The sequence below is a fragment of the Halarchaeum rubridurum genome (assembly GCF_014647115.1).
GTDB classification, from domain to species: domain Archaea; phylum Halobacteriota; class Halobacteria; order Halobacteriales; family Halobacteriaceae; genus Halarchaeum; species Halarchaeum rubridurum.
Genome location: NZ_BMOO01000002.1, coordinates 523,658 through 545,756, shown reverse-complemented (window position 1 = coordinate 545,756; position 22,099 = coordinate 523,658). Strand labels below are relative to the sequence as shown.

Sequence of the window (22,099 nt, the reverse complement as noted above, 5' to 3'; positions counted from 1 at the left end):
ACGCGCGGGTACTTGAGTGCACAGATAGACGCGAGCGTGCGGCCCGTCCGCGGTCGGCGAGGCGTTTCAGCGCTCAGCGCTCGACGGTTATCTCGCGCCCGGAGAGCGTCTCCGCGACGAGCCGATAGAGGTGGATGTCGAGGTCGCGTTTCTCCTCGCCCCATATCTCGAAGAGGGGTCGTTTCGCCTCGCCGTACTGTTCGATGTGCTCGACGGAGAGGTCGTCCCGCTCGACCTCCTCGAGGGGGCCCTGTGCGACGACGCTCCGGTACGTGTCCGTCTCCTCCTCGTAGACGACGAGGCGCGCCGTCGGAGTGGAGGCGAGGAATCGGCGTTTCTCGCTCTCCGGGGAGGAGACCAAGCGGAGGTAGAACGTCCGCTCGTCCGGGTCGTAGCCGTACGAGATCGGGATCGCGTAGGGGTCGTCGTCCCGGGCGAGCGAGATGACGCCGGTCTCGTGACGGCGCAGTATCGCGGCCGTCTCGTCCGGTGGGAGTTCTGTCTGCGTGTTCAGGGCCATCGGCTCGTGTTCGGTCAAGACACGATGGGGAAATGAATATTTCTCTGTCCGCCCGCGCGGTGTGCGACGACCGGTAGCGGGCCCGCGTTGCGACGGCGCGCGACGGTCAGGCGAACGCCGACGGGGAGACGGATGCACCGCATATCACACACCCCCTGTCGAGGAGCGCGTCCCTCATCGAGGCGTTCACGTCGAGCGACTCGCCGCACTCGGGGCAGACGAAGGTGTATTCGGTGCTCTCGTCGCCACCCATCGTACGAGATGGCACGGCGTGTCGTAATAAATATCCCCCTCTCGTTTCGACGGCGTGGGAACGGTACACCGCGTGCCGTCGCCGACGAGGAGTATATAAACTACCCCAGTATCGGGACTGTCGATTGGTCCTTCAGGCCCCGGTACGGTCGAGTATGATTCAGCCGTCGAAGACGGTGGCACGCACAGCCGACGAGTCCGAGGAATCGGTGACGGTCATCGAGGCGCCGGAGACGGTGCAGTCGCTCCTCGCGGCCCTCAACGGGGACGATGGACACGCGATCCTCGACGCGACGAGCGAGCGCGCCCGCACGGCGCGCGAAATCTCGGAGACGTTCGACATCCCGCTCTCGACGACGTATCGGAAGCTCAGCCTGTTCAGGGAGGCGGGGCTACTGGAGGAGCGAACCCGGGCCCGCTGCGGCCAGAAGCCGATCAGCGAGTATCGCCGACTCGTCGACGACGTCGAACTCGACATCGACGAGAGCGGACGGATCAGGGTCCGCGTCTCGCACCGCGAACGGGGCGCGACGAACCCCGAGCCGGTGCCGCGATGACGTCGCCTCGAAGCCTCGGCGGTTCAGGTGTGCTCGGCCGTCGCGCGCTCTTCGCCGGGGGCGAAACACCGGTAGAGGAGCCCCGCGACGAGGGCGATGTTGACGAACGTGAGCGCGACGACGGGGTCGCGGTTCACCGACAGGTAGACCGCGGCGGGAACGGCGGCGAGCGACACCAGCACGGTGAGCCAGTGGAGCGGAACGTCGACCATACGCGGTGGTCTCTCGTCGACCGGATAAGGCCTGTCGGGTATTCCCAGCAGGATAGAAGGTCCCGATACGATAAGTCCGCGGTCGGTCGACGTCCGCCCATGGGAGCATTACGACCGCTCGCCGCGAGGGCGACGTCACCGAGACCGGGGTCGGCTCCGACCCGTGGTCACGATGTCTGATCGGCGGTACAGCCGGCGGCGGTTCCTCCGTGACGCGAGCGCCGTCGCCGCGACCCTCGGCGCGAGCACCGGGCTCTCGGCGGCCGCCTCCGACCCATACGGCGGGTGGTTCACGGGCGACGCGAGGGGGGCCGCGACGGAGAACTACGACGGGACGACGGTCGATAAGACCGGCCAGGACGCGGTCACCGTCCAGGTCGGCGCACAGGGCAACGGTGGGTCGTACGCGTACGCGCCGCCGGCGGTGAAGATTTCGCCCGGGACCGAGGTGACGTTCGAGTGGGTGTCGAACACCCACGACATCCAAGTCGAGTCCGCCCCCTCGGGCGCGAGCTGGGAGGGCGTCGACACCATCGAGAACGAGGGATACACCCACTCGCACACCTTCGAGACGGCGGGCGTCTACAAGTACTACTGCACGCCCCACCTCTCGCTCGGGATGAAGGGCGCCATCGTCGTCGGCGGAAGCGGCGGCGGTGGCGGTGGAAGCACGAGCCCGGAGTGGGGGGAGTGGTTCACCGACTCGGCGCGGGGCGGCGCCGTCGGGAACTACGACGGCTCGACCGTCGACAAGACCGGCCAGGACGCGGTCACCGTCCAAGTGGGCGCGGACGGCAACGGCGGCTCGTACGCCTACGCGCCACCGGCGGTGAAGATTTCGCCCGGGACCGAGGTGACGTTCGAGTGGGTGTCGAACACCCACGACATTCAGGTCGAGTCCAAACCCACCGGGTCGAGCTGGAGCGGTGTCAGCAGTATCGAGAACGAGGGGTACACCCACTCGCACACCTTCGAGACGAGCGGGACGTACACCTACTACTGTACGCCCCACCTCTCGATGGGGATGAAGGGCGGCATCTTCGTCACCGGGACGAGCGCCGCCGGCGGTGGCGGGGGCGGTGGCGGCGTACTCCCGGACCTCAACTGGTGGAACGTCGCGTGGATCGCCGGGCCGTCCGTCGTCGCCATCCCGTCCATCCTCGCGTATCTCCTCTGGGACTACCACCGCGCCGGCGCGTTCGACGGCCTCCTCGGCCGCGGCGAGGCCGGCCCGCCGCCGGAGACGCCGGAAGCACCGCCCGCGACGCCCGAGCGCGAACTCGGCCACGACGAGTACGACCCGTGGGGGACGGCGACCCTCCTCGCCGTCTACTTCGTGATCATCTCGGTCGCGTGGGCGCTCATGTACTTCGTCGAGTTCCTCGGAAACGGCCCGCACATCTTCGGCTAACACCATGGAGATACACAGACTCGAAAAGATATGGATCGCCGTATCGCTCGTGTTCATCGTGGGGCTCGTCGCCTCCATCGTCTACGGCGTCGCCGGCATGGGCGTCGGCACCGTCGGTGACACCGGCCAGCAACTCGACCCGAACGCACTGGAGGAGACGCGGTTCGCCGACCCCGGCGGGCACTGGGCGAGCGACGACCACTACGTCGTGACCGTCGTCGCCCGCCAGTTCCTCTTCCAGCCGGGCAGCCAGGAGCCGGTCATGGTGCCCGCGAACACCACCGTGACGCTCTACGTCACGAGTCCCGACGTCGTCCACGGCTTCGACGTCGTCGGCACGCACCTGAACGCCATGGTCATCCCCGGACAGGTGACGAAGCTCACGACCGAGTTCGACGAACCGAAGTCGTACGGCATCGTCTGCCACGAGTACTGCGGCGCGGGCCACCAGAGCATGGCGGGCCAGCTCGTCGTCGTCCCGGCGGACGAGCTCCCACGGAACGAGAGCGGCGCGGCGGGGAACACGAGTGGGGCGAACGCGACGAGCGAGAGCGCGACGGCCAGCGCCGACGCGAGTCCGGCCGTCGCGCCACCGGAGGTGTCGGCATGACGTACGTCGACGACTTCCCCGGGGAGGCGCGCGTCGTCCGCACGGCGTTCGCCGTCGCGTTCGCCTCCATCGGCCTCGGCGGCGCGCTCGGCGTCCTGCAGGCGCTCTTCCGCACGGGGTACAGTCGCTCGCTCTTCTCGGCGGTCGACTACTACTCGGTCCTCACCGCCCACGGCGTCCTGATGGCGCTCGTCTTCACGACGTTCTTCATCGTCGGCCTCTTCGCGTGGGGCGTCACGCGCAGCCTCGATACGGGCTTTCGCGACCTGCGCTTCACGTGGGGGTGGCTCGCCCTCATGACGCTCGGCACCCTGCTGGCGTTCGTCTCGATCCTCGGGGGTATCGTCGGCTTCATCCCGACGCACGCAGCCGTCCTCTACACCTTCTACGCGCCGCTGGAGGCGAGCCCGACCTTCTACCTCGGCCTCGCGCTCCTCGTCGTCGGCTCGTGGGGCGCGGGCGTCGACTACGTCCTCACGCTGCGCGACTGGCGCGCCGACAACCCCGACGAGCGCATCCCGCTCCAGACGTTCATGGCGGTCTCGACGATGCTCCTCTGGTTCGTCTGCACGCTCGGCGTCGCCGTCGAGGTCGTCGTCTTCCTCCTGCCGTGGTCGCTCGGGCTCATCCCCCGTGTCGACCCGCTGCTCACCCGGACGCTCTTCTGGTACTTCGGGCACGCCGTCGTCTACTTCTGGCTGCTGCCCGCGTACTTCGTCTGGTACACCATCTTCCCGAAGCTCTCCGGTGGACGGCTCTTCAGCGACCCGCTCGCGCGCGTCGTCTTCGTGCTCTTCCTCGTGTTGAGCACGCCCGTCGGCGTCCACCACCAGTACGGTGATCCGGGGCTCTCGCAGGGCCTGAAGTTCGTGCAGATGACGAGCACGTACTTCATCCTCCTGCCGAGCCTCCTCACCGCGTTCACGGTCGTCGCGAGCATGGAACACGGCGCCCGCCAGCGCGGCGGCGAGGGCCGATTCGGCTGGCTCCGCGCGCTCCCGTGGGAGAACCCGTCGTTCTCCGGCATCGCGCTCGCCGGCCTCGCGTTCGCCGCGAGCGGTTTCGGAGGGATGGTGAACGCCGGCCTGAACGTGAACGCGCTCGTCCACAACACGATGTGGGTTCCCGGCCACTTCCACCTCACCGTCGGCACCGCCGTCGCGCTCACCTTCATGGCCATCACGTACTGGCTACTCCCGCAGCTCACCGGGAAGCGCCTGCGCCTGCGGACGCTCGCCGCCGTCCAACCGTACCTCTGGTTCGTCGGCATGGTCTTCATGTCGAACGCGATGCACCGCATCGGTCTCGCCGGCGTCCCGCGGCGCACCTCCGAACCCCAGTACGAGCAGGTGATCTTCAACACCCCCATCGCGTCCATCGGCGAACTCCACCTGCAGACGGTCGGCGGGGCGTTCCTCCTCTTCGCCTCGCTCCTGTGCTTCCTCGCGGTCGTCGGCTCGACGTGGCTCGGCGAGCGCGGCGCGAAGCCGCTCGCCGTCAACGGCCACATCCCGAGCGCGCTCTCCGGGCCGGAGCACAGCCCGCGCGTCCTCGACGACTTCCGCGTCTGGGTCGCGCTCACGGTCCTGTTGCTCCTCATCGCGTACGGCCCGCCGCTCGCCGCGATGGTACAGAACGGCCTGTTCGCACCCGGAAGCGCCCCCATCCCAGCCTGAACCATGACTGAACATGCACCCACCCCGAGCGACGACGCGGGCGACGGCGACGCCGCGACCGAGAACGACGTCTGGAGTCGCCGGTCGTTCGTCCGCTACCTCGCACCGGTCAGCATCGCCATTCCAATCGTCGTCGAGACGGAGACCCTCGTCGGCCTCCTGCAGAACGACTTCGGCGAGAACAGCGCGTGGACGCAACCAACGGGGGTCTCCGTCGGAATCGGCGGCGACCTCCGCCCCGACCTCAACACCCGGGAGAAACTCCAGAACGCGGCCCTCGAAGCCGTCGAGGACGGGCGGCGCCTCACGCTCGCGGTCGCCGTCCGCAACACCACGGACGCGCCCTACCGCCTCGCCCTCGGGGCCGTCACCACCGACGGCGGCGAGACCGTCGAGGGCGGCTACACCACGGACCCGGTCGCGCCCGGCGAGACGACGAGCTTCACGGCGGAGTACGTCCTCCCGGCGGACGCGACGCCCGCGAGCGTCGAGACGACGGTCACCATCGGCAATCAGCCCTCGGAGAGGACCGTCCAACTCGCGCCGGTCCCCACGCAGTAACCCTCCCCGCTCCACGCCATGACCGACGAGACGCGCTGTACGCTCTGCGACCTCCCGACGCCCGACCCGCCCGTCACCGACGCGGGCGTCGACGGCGCGTTCTGCTGTCGGGGCTGCCTCGAAGTCGCGCGCACCCTCGGCGACGCGAGCGCGGTCGCGGACGCGGACCCCGAGACCGTCCGCGAGGAGGTCCGGGAGAGCACCGGCGAGAGCGGGGACGAGCCCCCGAAAGGCGCCGAGACGGCGTACTTCGCCGTCGACGGCATGCACTGCGCGACGTGCGAGGCGTTCCTCGAAGGCCGCGCCGCCGACACCGAGGGCGTCTACGAGGCCGCGGCGAGCTACGCGAACGACGCGCTGAAGGTCGTCTACGACCCCGAGTCGCGCGACGCGGCCGGCGTCGCGGACGTGCTCTCGGGCTACGGCTACCGGGTCGCCGACCCCGGCGCCGAGCGTGATACCGAGGAGGCGCTCACGACGGGCGTCCGACTGCTCGCCGGCGGCTTCTTCGGGATGATGGTGATGCTCTGGTACGTCGTCTTCCTCTACCCGCTCTCCCTCGGCGGCGACCCGCTTGTCCCGTTCTTCGACCCGCGCGGCGTCGGCGGCCAGTACCTCCTCTGGAACGTCGCCGTGCTCTCGGGCGCGGCGACGGCGTTCGCAGGCTACCCGGTCTTCCGGGGCGCGCTCGTCAGCCTGCGCGCGCGCCGGCCGAACATGGACCTCCTCGTCGCCCTCGCCGCGAGCGCCGCGTTCGTCTACAGCCTCGCCGTCCTGCTCACGGGCGGCGTCGAGGTGTACTTCGACATCCCCGTCGTCGTCGTCCTCGCCGTCACCGCGGGCGAGCACTGGGAGACGAAGGTGAAAAACAGAGCGAATGCGGGCCTCGCGGACGTGGCGGCCGAGCGCGTCGACACCGCGTCGGTCGTCACCGCCGACGGGACCGAGGAACGCGCGCTCGACGACGTCGGCGTCGGCGACAGCGTCGTCGTCTCGACGGGAGAGCGCGTCCCCCTGGACGGGACGGTCACGGACGGCGACGGCGCTATCGACGAGTCGCTCCTCACTGGCGAGTCGAACCCGCGCGAGGTCGAACCCGGCGACGACATCGTCGGTGGCAGCGTCCTCGTCGCCGGCGGCGTGACCATCGAGGTCACGGAGGCCGAGCGCACGATGGAGCGCATCGTCGCCACCCTCTGGGAGGCCCAGAGCACGCACGGCGGCGTCCAGCACCTCGCCGACCGCATCGCGGCGGTCTTCGTGCCCGCGGTCCTCGCGCTCGCCGCGTGCGCGTTCGTCGCGTACCTCGCCCTCGGTACCGCCATCGACACCGCCGTCCTCACCGCGCTCACCGTCCTCGTCGTCTCGTGTCCGTGCGCGCTCGGGTTGGCGACGCCACTCGCCGTCTCGAACGGCGTCCGAAGCGCGCTCGCGCGCGGCGCGGTCGTCGCGGATTCGGGGGTGTTCGAGCGGGGTGCCGACGTCGACGTCGTCGCCTTCGACAAGACGGGGACGCTCACCACCGGGGAGATGCGCGTTCGGGACGTGGCCGGCGACGCCGATGCTCTCGACGCCGCGGCGGCGCTCGAACGGTACGCCGACCACCCGGTCGCCGCCGCGGTCTGCGCGTACGCCGACACGACGGACGAACACACGATCAGCGACGTCGAGCGCCACGCGACGGGCGTCAGCGGCACCGTGGACGGCGAGCGCGTCCTCGTCGGCCGACCCGCGCTCTTCGAGAGCGAGGGGTGGACACTCCCCGACGCGCTCGCCGCGAGGGCGAACCGCGGCGACGCGAACGGCCTCGTGCCAATCGTCGTCGGGACCGCGGGCGTCGCACGAGCCGTCGCCGTCGCAGGCGACGAACCCCGCTCGGAGTGGTCGTCCGTCGTCGCAGACCTCGCGGCGACCCATCGCATCGTCGTCCTCACGGGCGACGAGAGCGCCGCCGCGGAGCGCTTCCGCGACCACCCCGGAGTCGACGAGGTGTTCGCCGGCGTGCCCCCGGAGGGGAAGACGTCGGTCGTCGACCGCCTTCGGGCCGAAGAGACGGTGGCGATGGTGGGCGACGGGACGAACGACGCGCCCGCGCTCGCCGCCGCCGACCTCGGCGTGGCCATCGGGGACACCACCGCGCTGGCCGTCGACGCCGCGGACGCCGTCGTCACGAGCGACAGCCTCGATACCCTCCCTGCGCTCCTCGGCGTCGCCCGTGCGACCCGCCGGCGGACCCGCGAGAACCTCGCGTGGGCGTTCTGCTACAACGCACTCGCGGTCCCGCTCGCGCTCGCCGGCCTGCTCAACCCGCTCGTCGCCGCGGCCGCGATGGGGGCGAGTAGCCTCCTCGTGGTGGCGAACAGCACGCGCGCTCTCTTCTGAGTGAGTGGAGCGATACAGTCTATTTTCTTAGAATTTGTGTGGTGTTGTCGGGGACAGATAACCACCACAAAGCATGGAGAGTACATAGACGAGAGTTGATAAATTTCATTTGGCGATATAGAGCTGCGTCGCGGTGACGTTCGAGTTCCTTCCACGATATGCGGGTCCTGTCGGCGGCGAGAGGCCGTCGTCACGGCCGAGTCGGATGATGACGGAGCGCTCGAGACGTGCGAACGGACCGTTCGACCGCCCGTCCGTCTTTACGCCGTTATCCACGTAAACCGTTCGTCGCGTGCGCACCGCACGATTGCGTGACGTCGGACTCGGCGACGGTTCGCGCGCTCGCGGCACGCCGACCCCGCTCGGTGAAACGGAACGCCTGTTCTACTAGGACGAACAGGATTAAGTGGGTCTGTGCGGAACCGGGTCGGTATGGACACGCCAAATCCGACGGTGCAGGCGACCCGGACCAGCTTGGACATCGTGGAGGCGCTGGTCCGCCTCGACGGCGCGGGCGTGACGGAGCTCTCGAACGAACTCGACCTCCCGAAGAGCACGGTCCACAACCACCTCAACACGCTTCGGGACGTCGAGTACGTGGTGAAGCACGACGAGGTGTACAACGTTGGGTTGCGGTTCCTGAAGTTGGGCGAGTACTCCCGGAGTCGGCTCAAGATATACGACATCGCGAAACCGGAGATCGACTCGCTGGCCGAGCAGACGGGCGAGTTGGTGAACCTCTCCGTCGAGGAGTACGGGCGCGGCGTCTATCTCTATCTGGCGCGGGGCGACGACGCGGTACACCTGGACACGCACGCGGGGATGCAGGTACACCTCCACTGTACGGCGCTCGGGAAGGCGATCCTCGCGTACATGCCGTCGGAGCGCGTCACGGAGATTCTCGACACGATGGGGATGCCGGCACGGACGGAGCAGACGATCACGGACCGCGACGCGCTTCGTGAGGAGCTGGACGCGGTCCGCGAGCGCGGCTACGCCTACGACCGGCAGGAGCGACTCGACGGCCTGCGCTGCGTCGCCGCCCCGATAACGACGCCGGAGCAGGAGGTCGTCGGCGCGATCAGTCTCTCCGGGCCGACGAGCCGAATGCAGGGCGAGCGATTCGACACCGACATCCCGGACGCCCTCCGCGACACCGCGAACGTGATCGAGCTCAACATGACGTACTCGTAGGTCGACTCGCGGCGACGCTCGGTGGCGATTCGTCGTTCGGCCCTGATGAACACTCATCGGCGGCCGTCGACGACCGGGTGGAACGACGCCACCGAATCCGTTCTGCCTTGGTGAACGGTTTCGGCGGTCCGCGACGACCCGAATCGACACCGGCTATCACGACGACCACCGGTTCGTGCCCGCGAGACGCGTACGTACCCACCGCACGCTGGGTGGCGTGACGGCGTCCATCGAGGCGAGTCGCCCTAGTCGTAGACGTGGCGACTCCCCGTGCTGTTCGCCTCGATGTAGTCCCAGTCGTAGGTGACGCCGAGGCCGGGACCGTCGGGGACGGGGACGGTGCCGTCGCTATCGACGGTCTCGAACTGGTCCTCGTAGTCGCCGGCGTAAACGGGCGGCGTCGTGTTCGCCGCGTCCGGATGGACGAGCGCCATCTCGTAGTAGTTCGCGTTGCGCGTGGCGGCGATGCAGTGGCGCTGTGCGGGGCCGGGTGCGTGGAACTCCGTGTCGATTCCGAAGCCCTCGGCGACGCGCGCGACCTTCATCGCGCCCGTGATACCGCCGTCGTACTCGGGGTCCGCGCGGAGGAAGTCGGTGGACTCGCTCGCCGCGAAGTCGGACTTGCTCTCCAGTCCCCGGACGTGCTCCGTCTGGAGGATCGGCGTGTCGAGTTTCTGCCGGAGCTTCCGGTGGGCGTGCTGGCTGATCCCGGCGTCCCGGAACGGGTCCTCGTACCAGAAGAAGCCCTCCTCGTCGAGTGCGCGCCCGAGTTTCAGCGCGTCCGCGAACGTCTCCAGTTCGCACGCCGGGTCGTGCATCAGGTCCATCTCGTCGCCGACCGCCTCCCCGACCGCGTGGACGGCGCCGATCTCCCGCGAGAGGTCGCGCGCGGCGTCGCCACCGCCCCAGCCGTGAATCTTGAAGCCCGAATACCCCATGTCGCGCGCCTCCTCGGCGAAGTCAGCGAACGCTGCGGGCGAGTCGAGCCCGCCGTGTTCGTCGCCGTGATACGTGGACGCGTACGCGGGGATGCGCTCGCGATACGTCCCGAGGAGCTCGTGGATCGGCGCGTCGTAGTACTTGCCCGCGAAGTCCCAGAGGGCGATGTCGATGGGCCCCATCCCCATCCGGTCGTACTTGCGGAGGGCGCGTTTGATCTCGCTCCAGTGCTTCTCGCGCTCCAGCGGGTTCTTCCCGACGAGGTAGTCCGCGAACGTGTTGATCTGCGCCGCGGCCGGCGAGTTCCCGCCGACGTACTCGCCCGTGACGCCCGCGTCCGTGTGAATCCGGAGCGCGAACAGTTTCCGCGTCGTCGTCTCCCCCGGCTCGTAGACGAGGTTGAACCCGTGCTCGTCGGTGCCGACGTCCGCCAGGTCGTACGCGAACTCGGTGCTCTCTATTCGGGTTATTTGAGGTGCCATGCGTGACCTAGTCGCGCAGAAGCCATAAAGATTGGCGACCGGCCGTCTACGGAGCGTGAACGCCGTGTTCGAGGGTCCCGACGCCCTCGACTTCGGCCTCGACGTGGTCGCCGACTTCGACCGATTCCGACGCGGGGGTGCGGTCCCGGCGAATCAACACAAGAGCTAACACGGGGAACTGAGATAGGGGGCGTATGCGATACCAGCAGCGAGACCGCGGTACCGAGAGTCACCTCGTCGCCGAAACGGACGGGACGTACTACGACCTCACGGCCGCGAAACCCGAGTTGGAGGCGTTCCGGGACCTCGCGCGCGCCGCGTCGGTCGCCGACGTCCCCATCGACGACCTCGCGGGCGACGTAATCGACGACGCGCCCACGCTCGACGGCAACAGCGCCCCGGACGAGCGCGGCCTCCCCGCCGTCCCCGAGGAGGTGTGGGCGGCCGGTGTCACCTACGAGATAAGCGAGCAAGCGCGCCAGGCGGAGAGCGACACACCGGACATGTACGTCGACGTCTACGACGCCGAGCGTCCCGAGGTGTTCTTGAAGGCGACACCGTCGCGAACCGTCGGCCCCGGCGAGGACGTCGGCGTCCGCGCCGACTCGCACTGGAACGTCCCCGAGCCCGAACTCGGCGTCGTCCTGTATCGCGGCGACGTCATCGGCTACACCGTCGGGAACGACGTTTCGAGCCGGGACATCGAGGGCGAAAACCCGCTCTACCTCCCGCAGGCGAAGGTGTACGACCGATGCTGCGCAATCGGCCCGTGCATCGTCAGCACCGGCGACATCCCGGACCCCCACGACCTCACGATGTCCATGTCGATAACGCGCGACGGTGAGGAGGTGTACGCCGACGAGACCACGACCGCCGAGATGGTCCGCACGTGCGAGGAGCTCGCCGAGTACTACACGCGACACAACGCCGTCCCCGAACTCGCCGTCCTCCTCACGGGCACCTCAATCGTCCCCGACGACGACTTCGACCTCGCCGAGGGCGACGTGGTGTCGATCACCGTCGAGGGAATCGGCACACTCACCAACGGCGTTCGGACGGTCTGAACACCACCACGACCGACGCGCCGCATCGACTCGACACGCACGACGACGGACGGCTTCCGCGCGGGACGGTGCGTCGTGGCGTTTCCTCACGGCCCATCGGTCCGGAACGGCGTGTCCCACCGTCGCGGACGCGCCACCGCGGTCACGTCACTCGTAGAGTTCGGAGACGTCGAAGACGGGTTTGACCGTCTCGCCGTCGACGAACGCCTCGAAGGCCGCGTCGGCGTCGAGCAGTGAGAACCGGTCGTCGACGAACGTCTGGGCGTCCACTTCGCCGCTCCGAATCATGCGGAGCGAGCGCTCGAAGTCCTCGTACATCGACGCGTACGAGCACTGGAGGTCGATTTCGGAGCGGACGAGCGGCGAGTACGGCATCGTGGTCTCGCCCGTCTGCCCGACGAGCACTATCTGCCCGCCCTTCCGGACTTCGTCGACGGCGGTCGTCAGCCCGGAGGGATGACCGGTGGTGTCGAAGACGACGTCGTAGCCGACGCCGTCCGTCATCGCGTCGCGCTTTTCGGCCAGGTCCTCACCGACCGTGGCCGTCTCGAACCCGAGGTCGCGCGCGAGCGGGAGGCGATACTCGGTGTCCGGGCCGACGCCGGAGACGACGACGTCCCCGCCCTGCGCGCGGGCGACTTGCGCGGTCAGCTGGCCGATGGGGCCCGGCCCTTCGACGAGCACGCGGTCACCGGGGCCGACGCGCGAGTTCTCGATGACGGCGCGCGCGGCGATGCTCGTCGGCTCGACGACGGCCGCGTGTTTCGACTCGACGTCGTCCGGGACGGGGTGGAGCGCGTCCTCGGGGACCGCGATGTAGCGTTCGTACGCGCCGTCGTGGTCGACGCCCGTGATGACCGCGTCCTGACAGACGTTCGACTCGCCGATGCGGCACTGATAGCACTCGCCACAGCCGCGAATCGGGCGCTCGACGACGCGGTCACCGACGGCGAACCCGGTGACGGCGTCGCCGGTCTCGACGACAGTGCCGCAGTACTCGTGGCCGATGACGTTCGGGAGGTCCATACGCTCGAAGGCCGACTCGAACTCGTAGATGCCGGCGTCGCTCCCGCAGAGCCCGGCGTATTCCACCTCGACGAGCGCCTCGTCGGCGGCCGGGGTGGGTCGGTCGCGTTCGGCGAGTTCCATCGCGCCGGCTGTCCGCTCGACTTTCGCTAAGCCTCGCATACCTACGCGTCGTCCGTCATCAATCATAGTTCTATGGGGTCGGCGTCAATATCCGCGTGTTCCGCAATCGTGATACGTCGCGTTTCCGCAGCACACCTGTGGCTGAGTACGAACACACACCGGTCAGTGTCGCCGACAAACGCGCGGTCGTCGTGGGTGGAACGAGCGGCATCGGACAGGCGATCGCGCTCGGGTTCGCGAGCGAGGGCGCGGACGTCGTCGCGACGAGTCGCAGCGAGGAGAAGGTCGCGGAGACGAGCGACGCACTCGAAGCGCGCGGTGCCGAGACGACGCGGGTGACGTGCGACGTCACCGACCCGGCGTCGCTGGCCGAGGTCCGGGACGCCGCGGTCGAGGCGTTCGGCGGCATCGACATCGTCGTCGCCTCGCAGGGCGCGATCTCGCGCGAGACCGTAGTCGGCATCGACGACGACGAGTGGGACTTCGTGACGGACGTCGCGCTCGACGGCGTCCGCCGCGTCACGCAGGCGTTCGCGCCCGCGCTCGACGAGGGCGGGAGCATCGTCAACATCTCGTCGCTGGCCGCGCGGCTCTCGATGGCGAACCTCCCCGCGTACGCGGCGGCGAAGGGCGGCGTCGAGGCGTTCACGCGCGCGGCCGCGAAGGAACTCGCTCCCGACGTCCGCGTCAACGCCATCGCGCCCGGGTTCGTCATCACGCCGCAGAACGCCGAGACGTACGCCGAGGGTACCGAGAAGCGCGAGCGTATCGACGAGCGGGCGATACTCGGCCGCGTCGCCGAGCGCGACGAGATCGTCGGCGCGGCGGTGTACCTCGCCAGCGACGCGTCGTCGTACGTGACCGGCGAGGTCATCACCGTCGACGGCGGGTTCGCGGACAGCGCGTTCTGAGGCGGGACACCGGAGTGGCGGCGACGCCGCCAACCCGTTTCGTCGGCAGCGGAGACGACTGCCCGGTCGAGTGAGGACGAACGCGAGAAGGGGAGGTGCAGGGGGTGGAGTCGGGGCCGACGGCGGCCCGGGGACGCTTCAGTAGTTCTCGTAGACGGTCTTCGAGATCGTGTAGAAGTCGAGACCGGCGTCACCCTGTTCGCGCCACGTCTCGCTGGAGGAGTTCTTGAAGCCGCCGAAGGGCACGTGGAGCTCGAGGCCGGTCGTCGCCTCGTTGATCTTCACGACGCCGGCTTCGACGTCGCGCTTGAAGCGGTTGATCTCGGAGTGGTCGTTGGAGACGATGCTGGCCGCGAGGCCGTACTCGACGTCGTTGCAGACGTCGAGGGCCTCCTCGTAGTCGGCGACGGGGATGACGGCGAGCACCGGGCCGAAGACTTCCTCCTGGGCGATCCGCATGTCGCGCTCGACGTCGGTGAAGACGGTCGGTTCGACGTAGAAGCCGTCCTCGAAGCGGCCACCCTCGGGTCGCTCGCCACCGGCGGCGAGCGCTGCGCCCTCGTCCGCCGCGATGTCGATGTATTCGAGCGTGCCTTCGAGTTCGGACTCGGTCACCTGCGGTCCCATCTCGTACTCGTCGCCGGGGCCGATATCGATGTCCGCGGCGCGCTCGACGATGGCGTCGACGAACTCGTCGTAGACGTCCTCGTGGACGATTGCGCGCGACGTCGCCGTACAGGCCTGGCCGGTGACACCGAACGCGCCGCCGGCGACGATGTCCGCGGCGTCCTCGACGTCCGCGGAGTCCATGACGAGGGTCGGGTTCTTCCCGCCCATCTCCATCTGCACGCGCTTCTGGTCGTCCGTCGCCTGGTCGTACACCATGTTCCCGACCTGGCTGCTACCGGTGAACGAGACCGCGTCGACGCGGTCGTTGGTGGCGAACTCGGTCCCGACTTCGCTCCCGGGGCCGGTGACGAGGTTGACCGCGCCGTCCGTGATGCCGGCCTCGTCGAGTGCCTCGACGATGGCGTGTGCGGGACCGGGCGCGACGGACGCGGGCTTGAGAACGACCGCGTTCCCGGCGGCGAGCGCGGGCGCCATCTTCCAGGCGGGAATCGCAATCGGGTAGTTCCACGGCGTGATGAGCGAGACGACACCGACGGGCTCGTCGACCGTGTAGAGGTTCGTGTTCGAGCCGCTCGGCGATTTGACGTCGCCGCCCATGTCGCGGGTCTTCCCGGCGTAGTAGTGGAAGATGTCGATGGCGCGCTGGACCTCGCCACCGGCTTCGGCGTGCGTCTTCCCCTCCTCGTCGGTGAGGAGTTCGGTCAGCTCCTCCTTGCGGTCGGCGAGGATGTCGCCCACCTCGCGCAGGACGTCGCCGCGCTGTGGCGCGGGCGTGTCACCCCACGCGTCGGCGGCATCCGCGGCGGCGTCGACGGCGTCCGCCGCGTCGGCGGCGCTCGACTCCTGATAGGTGGTGACGACCTCCGTCGGGTTCGCGGGGTTGACGACGTCCACGGTCTCGCCCGTGCTCGCCGTCACCCACTCTCCGCCGACGTAATTCTGGTGCGTGTCTGCCATACGTGTCCTCGTTCGGAGTCACGACAAAGGGGTCTTTCGGTCCCGGCATGTGTCGCGGTACCACGAGCTCCGTTTCCCACAGATGAACACAGTGTCGGACAGACAAAACGGAGTTGAGAGGGACTTCGAGGTGTTCGACCGGATGAATCGGCCCATCACGCGTCTCCCCCCGCCGTTCGACGGCGGCGGCGTCGTTTCGAGACAGGTGAACGGGAGACGGCAGTATCCGGAATTCGTCTCCGCTATTTACAAGAATATATGGATAAATCCGATGGGAGCGGACGCCCGTCGAGTCCCGTCTGATCGAACGGCCGCCGGGCGAAGGGCTGCGCGGGACGCGCACGTCGAGTCAGGGTAGAAGCGTGACCGGAGAGCGGAGCCGGGACGAAAGAGAAGAGCGATGCGGCGTCGGGGCGGCGACGTCGCGGGTCAGGCGAGGGGGAAGAGCGTCGAGTAGACGAGGACGATGGCGAGCGCCGCCACGGAGAGAATCGCGGTGACGGCGGTCCACGTCTTGAGCGTCTCAGCCTGCGTCAGTCCGCCGATCTCCTTGACGATCCAGAAGCCGGAGTCGTTGTACCAGGAAGTCGTGATGCCGCCCGCGCCAATCGCCATGACGAGATAGGCCGGGTGCACGGCGAGTTCGGGGACGAGAGGAGCCATGATGCCACCGGTGGTAATCATGGCGACGGTCGCGGACCCCTGTGCGATGCGGACGATTGCGGCGATGAGCCACGCGGTGATGAGCAGGCCGATGCCGATGCCGCTGAGGGCGTTGGCGATGACCATCCCGATACCGGAGGCCGCGAGCATCGCGCCGAACGCGCCACCGGCTGCGGTGATAGCGGCGATGTTGCCACCGTTCTGGAGTGCCTCGGTCAGTTCGTCCTGCCAGACCTGACGGGGGAAGTCGTCCAGGCGGAGGTAGGTGATGGCGGCGATCATCGCGGCGACGGTGAGGGCGAAGTTCGCGTCACCGACGAAGTTCGTGAGCGGGTCGAGGGCTTCGAGTGCGGGGTAGCTACCGGCGAACGTGTCGACGGCGGTACCGGCGGCGATGAACGCGACGGCGACGATTATCGGTAGCAGTGATTCGAAGAGGCCGGGGAGGCTCTCTATCGGTTTCTCGGCCTGGCTTTCGAGGTCTTCGGCGGTGGTGCCCATGGACTCCCGGAGGGGGATGTCCACGCGAGCGTTGATGAACCGACCGTAGGCGACGCCGGCGATGAGGGCGGCGGGAATCGCGGTGGCGAGTCCGAGGACGATCGTCATACCGAGCAGCGACTGTCCCGTGCTGAGCTCCTGTGCGACGGCGAGCGGCCCGGGAGTCGGGGGGATGAACGCGTGCGCGGCCGTCCCACCACCGCCGACGACGGCGATGTAGAGGGCGTAGTTGTCCCCGATGCGGGCACGCATCGAGCGCGCGAGGGGGGCCATGAGGTAGAAGACGTTGTCGAAGAACACGGGGATGGCGAGGACCGTGCTGCTTCCCCAGAGCGCGAAGTCGGCGTTGTCGTCGGAGACCACGGACTGGAACGACCGGACGACCCGGTTCGCCGCGCCGGACTCCGTCATGGACTTCCCGATGATCGCGGCCATCAGGATGGGGATACCGATACCTGCCATGTTGTTGCCGAACGCCGTCGCGACGTCACCCGGGATGGCCCCGAAGGCGATGTCGGAGACGAGGGCGGCGTTCACCAACCCGACGGTGAACGCCGAGATGACCAGCCCGACGAACGCGGGGAGGTCCAAGACGACGAGCAACAGTACGACGACGATGACACCGACGGCGAGTGCCGTGAGTGCCGGGAGTGCTGCTGGCATAGTTCCTACGTCACCCACAATAATGATAGTAGTATAAAAATCATGTGATGGCGGTTCACACGCCACGCCGCGACGGGAACACATTTATTGTACATGAAGGATATGACGGTCGTATGGATCGAGGACTCATCGTCGTCGAGGAGACGCCAGCGCACGCAGACCTCCTTCGGGAAGCCGAAGAGCACGCCCGAGGTGCCGACGCCTCGCTCACGATACTGACCTTCGCGACGGAGCGAGACGTCGGTGAGGGCGTCGAGAAGTTCGAAGCCCTCGGGGGTGTCGAAGGCGTCACGTACGACGACGAGGACGCCTTCATCGAGGCCGCCGAAGACGCCCTCGCGGACTACGTCGCCCAGACCCTCGGGGACACCGACGTCTCGTACGACGTCGTCGTCGAGGTCATCGACGGCGGCTACGGGACGGCGACGCTCGCCGCCGCCGACGAGTACGACGCGGACCACCTCTTCGTCACCGGTCGCCGCCGCTCGCCGACCGGCAAAGCGATCTTCGGCGACTGGGTCCAACGCGTCCTGCTCGGGTTCGACGAGTTCGTGACCGTCCAAACGCGCGAAGACGCCGAGTGAGCGCACGACCGACGTCGGTCACAGCAGCACGACCACGAAACCACGCCGGCCGTTCCTCCGCTATTTCTCGGCGCGCGTACCGACGAAACACGCCGTAGCCCAGCGAGACGTCACTTGGCGAACCGTGCGACGCGGGGCGTCGCGTGCTCGACGAGTCGCTTCACTCCTCGTCGAACTAGGCGACGCGAGACGTCGCGTGCTCGACGAGTCGCTTCACTCCTCGTCGAACTGGGCGGAGTGGAGCTCCGCTTGCCCGACGAACCCTTTCAGGCTTCGTCGAACTAGGCGACGCGAGACGTCGCGTGCTCGACGAGTCGCTTCACTCCTCGTCGAACAGCGTCTCGCCCGCGACCATGTGGTCCTCGACGACGTCGAGGTCGAGCGTGAGGCCGAGGCCGGGCTCCTCGGGAATCGGCATGCGGCCCTCCTGGATGAGGTCGTCCTCCTCGACGAGGTCCGCCCACCAGCCGAGCTCGTAGGAGTGGTACTCGAGCGCGAGGGAGTTCGGGATGGCGGCGGCGACCTGCGCGGACGCCATCGTACCGATGGGCGAGGAGACGTTGTGCATCGCCACCGGCGTGTAGTACATGTCGGCGATGTCGGCTATCTTGCGAGTCTCGCGCATCCCGCCGACGCGCGGGAGGTCGGGCGCGACGATATCGACCGCCTGTGGTTCGAGCAGCGTCCGCTGGCCGAACTTCCGATAGACGTTCTCGCCGACTGCGATGGGCGTCGAGGTCGACTCCGTGACCTGCTGCTGGACGTCGTGGTTCTCCGGCGGGACCGGGTCTTCGAGCCACCAGACGTCGTACTCCTCGAGTTCGCGCGCGAGACGCTTCGCGCTCCCACCGGTGAACGACCAGTGGCAGTCGAAGGCGACGTCCGCCCGGTCACCGACGGCCTCGGTCGTCGCCTCGACGATCTCGACCTTGTGGTCGATCTCGGGATTCCGCAGGTGGCGGTTCGCGCGGTCCTTCTCGTGACCGCTCGGGACGTCGAGGTCGAACTTGATCGCGTCGTAGCCGAGGTTCTCGACGACGCGCTCGGCCTCCGCCGCGCACGCCTCGGGGTCCGCTTCGTTCTCCGTGTGGAGGTCGCAGTAGACGCGTACCTCGTCACGGTACTTCCCGCCGACGAGCTGATAGGCGGGCACGTCGAGGAGCTTGCCCGCGACGTCGTGGAGCGCGATCTCGATCCCGGAGATGGCGGAGACCACCTTCCCGGAGATGGAGCCCTCGCCACTCATCTTCTGGATGAGGTGCTCGTAGAGCCGGTCGATGTCGAGCGGGTTCTCCCCGACGAGGAAGGGCGCCATCCGCTCGATTATCTCGGCGTCGCCGCCGCCCCAGTAGGACTCCCCGGTACCGACGACGCCCGCGTCCGTGTAGACGCGGACGAGAATCCACGGATAGTTGCCGTCCACCATCGTCGTCTGTACGTCCGTGATCTCCGCGTCGCGGACGCCGCCACGTTCGTCCGTCACGCCCATCGTCTCCGCGGAGAGGTCCCGCATCGTGTACTCCGCGTTCGGGTCGCTCAGCTGGGTGTAATCGACCATTGCATGTACCCAGTTACTGAGGTCGATGGTAAATCTTCTGCATTTCACGCCGGTTACTCGTCGTCCACAGATACCGGGAGACCCCACCAGCCAACCACGGGCGAGTCGACTCACGCTCGCACGTGCGAGGGACTATACCAAGACAGGGACGCCGAGACAGAACGCGGGGACGATGGCCCGGAGGGTACATCCGTCGTTCACTATCGTGGGACGGAAAGTACACCTCGTCGGTACTGCTCGCGTGGCCGATGCTACGTGAGACCGCACCGTGGAACCGCCGTGCGGTCCCACGCATAGACCTTTACACACATATACTCGTAAATGACTCGCCGTTCTATCGTTCTGAACGGCGGCGACGAGAGAGGAGGGGGAGGCCCGGGCGTCGCATCGCCCGTGGCGGGTTCGCGGTATCCGCGGTTCCGGAGAGTCGAACAGTACCTGAGGGGACGAGTTGCATCAACCGCCGACGACGGCCGTATCGAGAACGCGGGGGAGACGGGGGGTCTTGGGCAGTTGTAACAAGATTCGACGATACGAGCAGGTCCGTATCTCCGGGTAGCTTGAACAAACCACCAGTCTATCGACTCTTTTCTATCCTGACGACATAGAGTGTCCGACTATTCGGGAAGGATACCGCTGGTCGGGTACTCCGACCCGGAGTCACCATCGACCGGTCAGAGGATGTTATTGTCCGTTACGTGCATATCAGGAACGGTCGCGGATGGTGACTGACCGTCGAGGGAGGTATCAAGTGAGAACGGGCAAGTGCGGGAGAGAGCAGAAGGGGAGGATAAATCGAGGTATACTGTTACACAGTATTAAGTGACAGACACGAGTATCTGTGGACGGTATGAGCGAGACTATCACGCTGTCGGAGGCGACGGACCTGATCGAGGAGGCCGAAGCGGCGGCCGCGGAGATGGACCTGAAGATGGTGATCGCGGTCGCGAACCCGGAGGGGAACCTCGTCGCCCAACACCGGATGGACGACGCGTGGCTGGCGAGCGTCTCCATCTCGCGGAACAAGGCGTACACCGCCGCGGCGCTCCAGATGCCGACACACGACCTCGCCGAGGCCTCGACGCCCGGAGAATCCCTCTGGGGACTCCAGACGACCGACGACAACCGGCTCGTCGTCTTCGGCGGCGGCTACCCCATCGTGCGCGACGGCGACATCATCGGGACGATTGGCGTCAGCGGCGGCGAGGTCTCCCAAGACATGGCCGTCGCCGAGGCCGCACTCGACGCGTTCGACGAGCACACCGCGTAGACGGGCGTCGTGAACGAACCCGTTCGGTCGGGCGCGCCACGGGCCCTCGTCGACGAGAGCTCCCGAAGCTGTGCTAGATACCTAAGGTAGCCACGTCAGCTGCGTTAGCTACGTCAGCTAAGGTAGCCAGCGGATTCGGCATACTACGGCGACCCGCATTCCCCCGCCGCTGCGTTCCGTGGACCGGTCTCCCGGCTCGTCTGTCGTCGGAGGTCGACCGTGGCGAAGCTTTTAGCGCGCCGGCGGCGAAACACGCGCGTGATGACGAGCCCCATTCCGGTGACGGTCGTGAGCGGCACTCTCGGTGCGGGAAAGACGACGCTGGTCAATCACGTCCTGTCGAACCAGCAGGGGTACGAGGTGGCGGTTATCGTCAACGACATGGGCGACGTCAACGTCGACGCCGAGCTCGTCGCGGACCGCGACGAGGAGCGCGGCGTCGTCGACCTCTCGAACGGCTGTATCTGCTGTCGTCTGCAGGACGACTTGCTCAGCGAGGCGCGACGGCTCGCCGAAGAGCGCGAGTTCGACTACCTCCTCGTCGAGTCCTCGGGCATCAGCGAACCCGTACCCGTCGCGCGGGTCTTCCTGGAGGGAACTGAGGACGGTGACATCGACCCGACGGAGTACTTCGAACTCGACACGATGGTGACGGTACTCGACAGCTACGGGTTCTGGAAGGAGTTCGACGCGGGCGAGAGCCTCCCGGCTGGCGCGGACGCCGCCGACGACGAGCGCCCCCTCAGCGAGGTGCTCGTCGAGTCCGTGGAGTTCTGCGACGTCCTCCTGCTGAACAAGTCCGACATGGTGCCCGACGACGTCCTCGGCGGAATCGAGGCGGTCGTGCGCGAACTCCAGCCGCGCGCCGAGGTCGTACGCACCACGCACTCGGAGATCGACCCCGGACGGGTTCTCGACACCGGGCGTTTCGACTACGCGGCGGTGTCGCGCTCGCAGGGGTGGAAGCGCCACGCCGCCGGCGAGGGCCACGAACACGACGGGGAGAGCGCCGCCGAACACCACGGGGTCTCCTCGTTCGTCTATCGGAGCGAACGGCCGTTTCACCCGGAGCGCCTCGCCGCGTGGCTCGACGACCCCGACCCCGGCGTGATTCGCGCGAAAGGGTTCTGCCACGTCGCCGGCTCGGCGGACGTCCTCGGCGTCAGTCAGGCCGGCCGGGCGGTGCAGGCCGGCCCCATCGGCGCGTGGGACGACGGCGACGAGCGCGAGACGCGACTCGTCTTCATCGGCCGAGAGTTGGAGGAAGCCCGTCTCCGCGCGGAGCTCGACGAGTTGCTGTGCGAAGAAGGCGAGTCGCCCGAAGCGTATCCGTTCCCGCTGGAGCGGCCGTAG

20 protein-coding genes are annotated in these 22,099 nt (G+C 67.9%); 12 read left to right on the top strand and 8 right to left on the bottom strand.

From position 1 onward, the window contains the following. Nucleotides 1–73 precede the first annotated feature (73 nt). Nucleotides 74–520 (bottom strand): pyridoxamine 5'-phosphate oxidase family protein, encoded by a 447-nt coding sequence (locus IEX84_RS06045; protein ID WP_188870873.1) that lies wholly within the window; start codon nucleotides 518–520, stop codon nucleotides 74–76. A 106-nt stretch (nucleotides 521–626) separates the two neighbouring features. Next, nucleotides 627–773: a DUF7560 family zinc ribbon protein gene (locus IEX84_RS06040; protein WP_188870871.1), complete on the bottom strand. Its 147-nt coding sequence runs from the start codon at nucleotides 771–773 to the stop codon at nucleotides 627–629. 175 nt (nucleotides 774–948) lie between these two features. On the opposite strand from IEX84_RS06040, the gene IEX84_RS06035 reads away from it, so the two are divergent. Further along, nucleotides 949–1,329: a winged helix-turn-helix domain-containing protein gene (locus IEX84_RS06035; RefSeq protein WP_229732321.1), complete on the top strand. Its 381-nt coding sequence runs from the start codon at nucleotides 949–951 to the stop codon at nucleotides 1,327–1,329. A 23-nt stretch (nucleotides 1,330–1,352) separates the two neighbouring features. On the opposite strand, the gene IEX84_RS06030 is transcribed toward IEX84_RS06035, so the two are convergent. Then, nucleotides 1,353–1,541: a hypothetical protein gene (locus IEX84_RS06030; protein ID WP_188870867.1), complete on the bottom strand. Its 189-nt coding sequence runs from the start codon at nucleotides 1,539–1,541 to the stop codon at nucleotides 1,353–1,355. Nucleotides 1,542–1,713: 172 nt separating this feature from the next. On the opposite strand from IEX84_RS06030, the gene IEX84_RS06025 reads away from it, so the two are divergent. The 6 genes from IEX84_RS06025 to IEX84_RS06000 all read left to right on the top strand — a co-directional run bounded on the left by IEX84_RS06025 (nucleotide 1,714) and on the right by IEX84_RS06000 (nucleotide 9,375). After that, nucleotides 1,714–2,952 carry a halocyanin domain-containing protein gene (locus tag IEX84_RS06025; RefSeq protein WP_188870850.1) on the top strand — a complete coding sequence of 413 codons (1,239 nt, stop codon included), beginning with the start codon at nucleotides 1,714–1,716 and terminating at the stop codon, nucleotides 2,950–2,952. A gap of 4 nt (nucleotides 2,953–2,956) precedes the next feature. Further along, on the top strand, nucleotides 2,957–3,562 hold the full coding sequence (locus IEX84_RS06020) for a cupredoxin domain-containing protein (RefSeq protein ID WP_188870848.1): 606 nt from the start codon (nucleotides 2,957–2,959) through the stop codon (nucleotides 3,560–3,562). Then, nucleotides 3,559–5,238 carry a b(o/a)3-type cytochrome-c oxidase subunit 1 gene (locus tag IEX84_RS06015; RefSeq protein ID WP_188870846.1) on the top strand — a complete coding sequence of 560 codons (1,680 nt, stop codon included), beginning with the start codon at nucleotides 3,559–3,561 and terminating at the stop codon, nucleotides 5,236–5,238. The genes IEX84_RS06020 and IEX84_RS06015 overlap by 4 nt, the downstream gene beginning before the upstream one ends. Nucleotides 5,239–5,241: 3 nt before the next feature. After that, the gene (locus IEX84_RS06010) at nucleotides 5,242–5,799 is read left to right on the top strand and encodes a hypothetical protein (protein WP_188870844.1); all 558 of its coding nucleotides are present in this window, start codon (nucleotides 5,242–5,244) and stop codon (nucleotides 5,797–5,799) included. Between the two features lie 18 nt (nucleotides 5,800–5,817). Next, complete coding sequence (locus IEX84_RS06005; RefSeq protein ID WP_188870842.1) at nucleotides 5,818–8,181, top strand: heavy metal translocating P-type ATPase; 2,364 nt, start codon at nucleotides 5,818–5,820, stop codon at nucleotides 8,179–8,181. 432 nt (nucleotides 8,182–8,613) lie between these two features. Continuing rightward, on the top strand, nucleotides 8,614–9,375 hold the full coding sequence (locus IEX84_RS06000) for an IclR family transcriptional regulator (protein ID WP_188870840.1): 762 nt from the start codon (nucleotides 8,614–8,616) through the stop codon (nucleotides 9,373–9,375). A 245-nt stretch (nucleotides 9,376–9,620) separates the two neighbouring features. Here IEX84_RS06000 and IEX84_RS05995 read toward each other — a convergent pair whose 3' ends face one another. Further along, the gene (locus IEX84_RS05995; RefSeq protein ID WP_188870838.1) at nucleotides 9,621–10,796 is read right to left on the bottom strand and encodes an enolase C-terminal domain-like protein; all 1,176 of its coding nucleotides are present in this window, start codon (nucleotides 10,794–10,796) and stop codon (nucleotides 9,621–9,623) included. Nucleotides 10,797–10,990: 194 nt separating this feature from the next. On the opposite strand from IEX84_RS05995, the gene IEX84_RS05990 reads away from it, so the two are divergent. Next, the gene (locus IEX84_RS05990; RefSeq protein WP_188870836.1) at nucleotides 10,991–11,860 is read left to right on the top strand and encodes a fumarylacetoacetate hydrolase family protein; all 870 of its coding nucleotides are present in this window, start codon (nucleotides 10,991–10,993) and stop codon (nucleotides 11,858–11,860) included. A gap of 147 nt (nucleotides 11,861–12,007) precedes the next feature. Here IEX84_RS05990 and IEX84_RS05985 read toward each other — a convergent pair whose 3' ends face one another. Next, entirely contained in the window at nucleotides 12,008–13,048 is a 1,041-nt protein-coding gene (locus IEX84_RS05985; protein ID WP_188870834.1) for a zinc-dependent alcohol dehydrogenase, read from the bottom strand. 98 nt (nucleotides 13,049–13,146) lie between these two features. On the opposite strand from IEX84_RS05985, the gene IEX84_RS05980 reads away from it, so the two are divergent. Beyond that, nucleotides 13,147–13,920 (top strand): SDR family NAD(P)-dependent oxidoreductase, encoded by a 774-nt coding sequence (locus IEX84_RS05980; protein ID WP_188870832.1) that lies wholly within the window; start codon nucleotides 13,147–13,149, stop codon nucleotides 13,918–13,920. A 138-nt stretch (nucleotides 13,921–14,058) separates the two neighbouring features. On the opposite strand, the gene xacF is transcribed toward IEX84_RS05980, so the two are convergent. Together xacF and IEX84_RS05970 are read right to left on the bottom strand one after the other, a co-directional pair. Continuing rightward, a complete protein-coding gene (xacF, locus tag IEX84_RS05975) occupies nucleotides 14,059–15,507 on the bottom strand; it encodes a 2,5-dioxovalerate dehydrogenase (protein ID WP_188870830.1) in 1,449 nt (482 codons plus the stop codon). A 429-nt stretch (nucleotides 15,508–15,936) separates the two neighbouring features. Beyond that, nucleotides 15,937–17,334: a GntP family permease gene (locus IEX84_RS05970; protein ID WP_188870828.1), complete on the bottom strand. Its 1,398-nt coding sequence runs from the start codon at nucleotides 17,332–17,334 to the stop codon at nucleotides 15,937–15,939. Nucleotides 17,335–17,447: 113 nt separating this feature from the next. Between IEX84_RS05970 and IEX84_RS05965 the strand changes: the two genes are divergently transcribed. Further along, nucleotides 17,448–17,918: a universal stress protein gene (locus tag IEX84_RS05965; RefSeq protein ID WP_188870825.1), complete on the top strand. Its 471-nt coding sequence runs from the start codon at nucleotides 17,448–17,450 to the stop codon at nucleotides 17,916–17,918. A 319-nt stretch (nucleotides 17,919–18,237) separates the two neighbouring features. On the opposite strand, the gene IEX84_RS05960 is transcribed toward IEX84_RS05965, so the two are convergent. Beyond that, complete coding sequence (locus IEX84_RS05960) at nucleotides 18,238–19,476, bottom strand: mandelate racemase/muconate lactonizing enzyme family protein (RefSeq protein ID WP_188870823.1); 1,239 nt, start codon at nucleotides 19,474–19,476, stop codon at nucleotides 18,238–18,240. A gap of 850 nt (nucleotides 19,477–20,326) precedes the next feature. Between IEX84_RS05960 and IEX84_RS05955 the strand changes: the two genes are divergently transcribed. Both IEX84_RS05955 and IEX84_RS05950 read left to right on the top strand, forming a co-directional pair. Continuing rightward, entirely contained in the window at nucleotides 20,327–20,746 is a 420-nt protein-coding gene (locus IEX84_RS05955) for a GlcG/HbpS family heme-binding protein (protein ID WP_188870821.1), read from the top strand. Nucleotides 20,747–21,007: 261 nt separating this feature from the next. Next, complete coding sequence (locus IEX84_RS05950) at nucleotides 21,008–22,099, top strand: CobW family GTP-binding protein (RefSeq protein WP_188870819.1); 1,092 nt, start codon at nucleotides 21,008–21,010, stop codon at nucleotides 22,097–22,099.

Bases quoted from the DNA above. Each gene is read 5' to 3' on its own strand.
- IEX84_RS05995 (WP_188870838.1), bottom strand. From the start codon at position 10,796: ATGGCACCTCAAATAACCCGAATAGAGAGCACCGAGTTCGCGTACGAC.
- IEX84_RS06030 (WP_188870867.1), bottom strand. From the start codon at position 1,541: ATGGTCGACGTTCCGCTCCACTGGCTCACCGTGCTGGTGTCGCTCGCC.
- IEX84_RS05970 (WP_188870828.1), bottom strand. From the start codon at position 17,334: ATGCCAGCAGCACTCCCGGCACTCACGGCACTCGCCGTCGGTGTCATC.
- xacF (WP_188870830.1), bottom strand. From the start codon at position 15,507: ATGGCAGACACGCACCAGAATTACGTCGGCGGAGAGTGGGTGACGGCG.
- IEX84_RS05985 (WP_188870834.1), bottom strand. From the start codon at position 13,048: ATGCGAGGCTTAGCGAAAGTCGAGCGGACAGCCGGCGCGATGGAACTC.
- IEX84_RS06020 (WP_188870848.1), top strand. From the start codon at position 2,957: ATGGAGATACACAGACTCGAAAAGATATGGATCGCCGTATCGCTCGTG.
- IEX84_RS06015 (WP_188870846.1), top strand. From the start codon at position 3,559: ATGACGTACGTCGACGACTTCCCCGGGGAGGCGCGCGTCGTCCGCACG.
- IEX84_RS05955 (WP_188870821.1), top strand. From the start codon at position 20,327: ATGAGCGAGACTATCACGCTGTCGGAGGCGACGGACCTGATCGAGGAG.
- IEX84_RS06045 (WP_188870873.1), bottom strand. From the start codon at position 520: ATGGCCCTGAACACGCAGACAGAACTCCCACCGGACGAGACGGCCGCG.
- IEX84_RS06000 (WP_188870840.1), top strand. From the start codon at position 8,614: ATGGACACGCCAAATCCGACGGTGCAGGCGACCCGGACCAGCTTGGAC.
- IEX84_RS06010 (WP_188870844.1), top strand. From the start codon at position 5,242: ATGACTGAACATGCACCCACCCCGAGCGACGACGCGGGCGACGGCGAC.
- IEX84_RS05960 (WP_188870823.1), bottom strand. From the start codon at position 19,476: ATGGTCGATTACACCCAGCTGAGCGACCCGAACGCGGAGTACACGATG.
- IEX84_RS06040 (WP_188870871.1), bottom strand. From the start codon at position 773: ATGGGTGGCGACGAGAGCACCGAATACACCTTCGTCTGCCCCGAGTGC.
- IEX84_RS05965 (WP_188870825.1), top strand. From the start codon at position 17,448: ATGGATCGAGGACTCATCGTCGTCGAGGAGACGCCAGCGCACGCAGAC.
- IEX84_RS05950 (WP_188870819.1), top strand. From the start codon at position 21,008: ATGACGAGCCCCATTCCGGTGACGGTCGTGAGCGGCACTCTCGGTGCG.
- IEX84_RS05990 (WP_188870836.1), top strand. From the start codon at position 10,991: ATGCGATACCAGCAGCGAGACCGCGGTACCGAGAGTCACCTCGTCGCC.
- IEX84_RS06005 (WP_188870842.1), top strand. From the start codon at position 5,818: ATGACCGACGAGACGCGCTGTACGCTCTGCGACCTCCCGACGCCCGAC.
- IEX84_RS06025 (WP_188870850.1), top strand. From the start codon at position 1,714: ATGTCTGATCGGCGGTACAGCCGGCGGCGGTTCCTCCGTGACGCGAGC.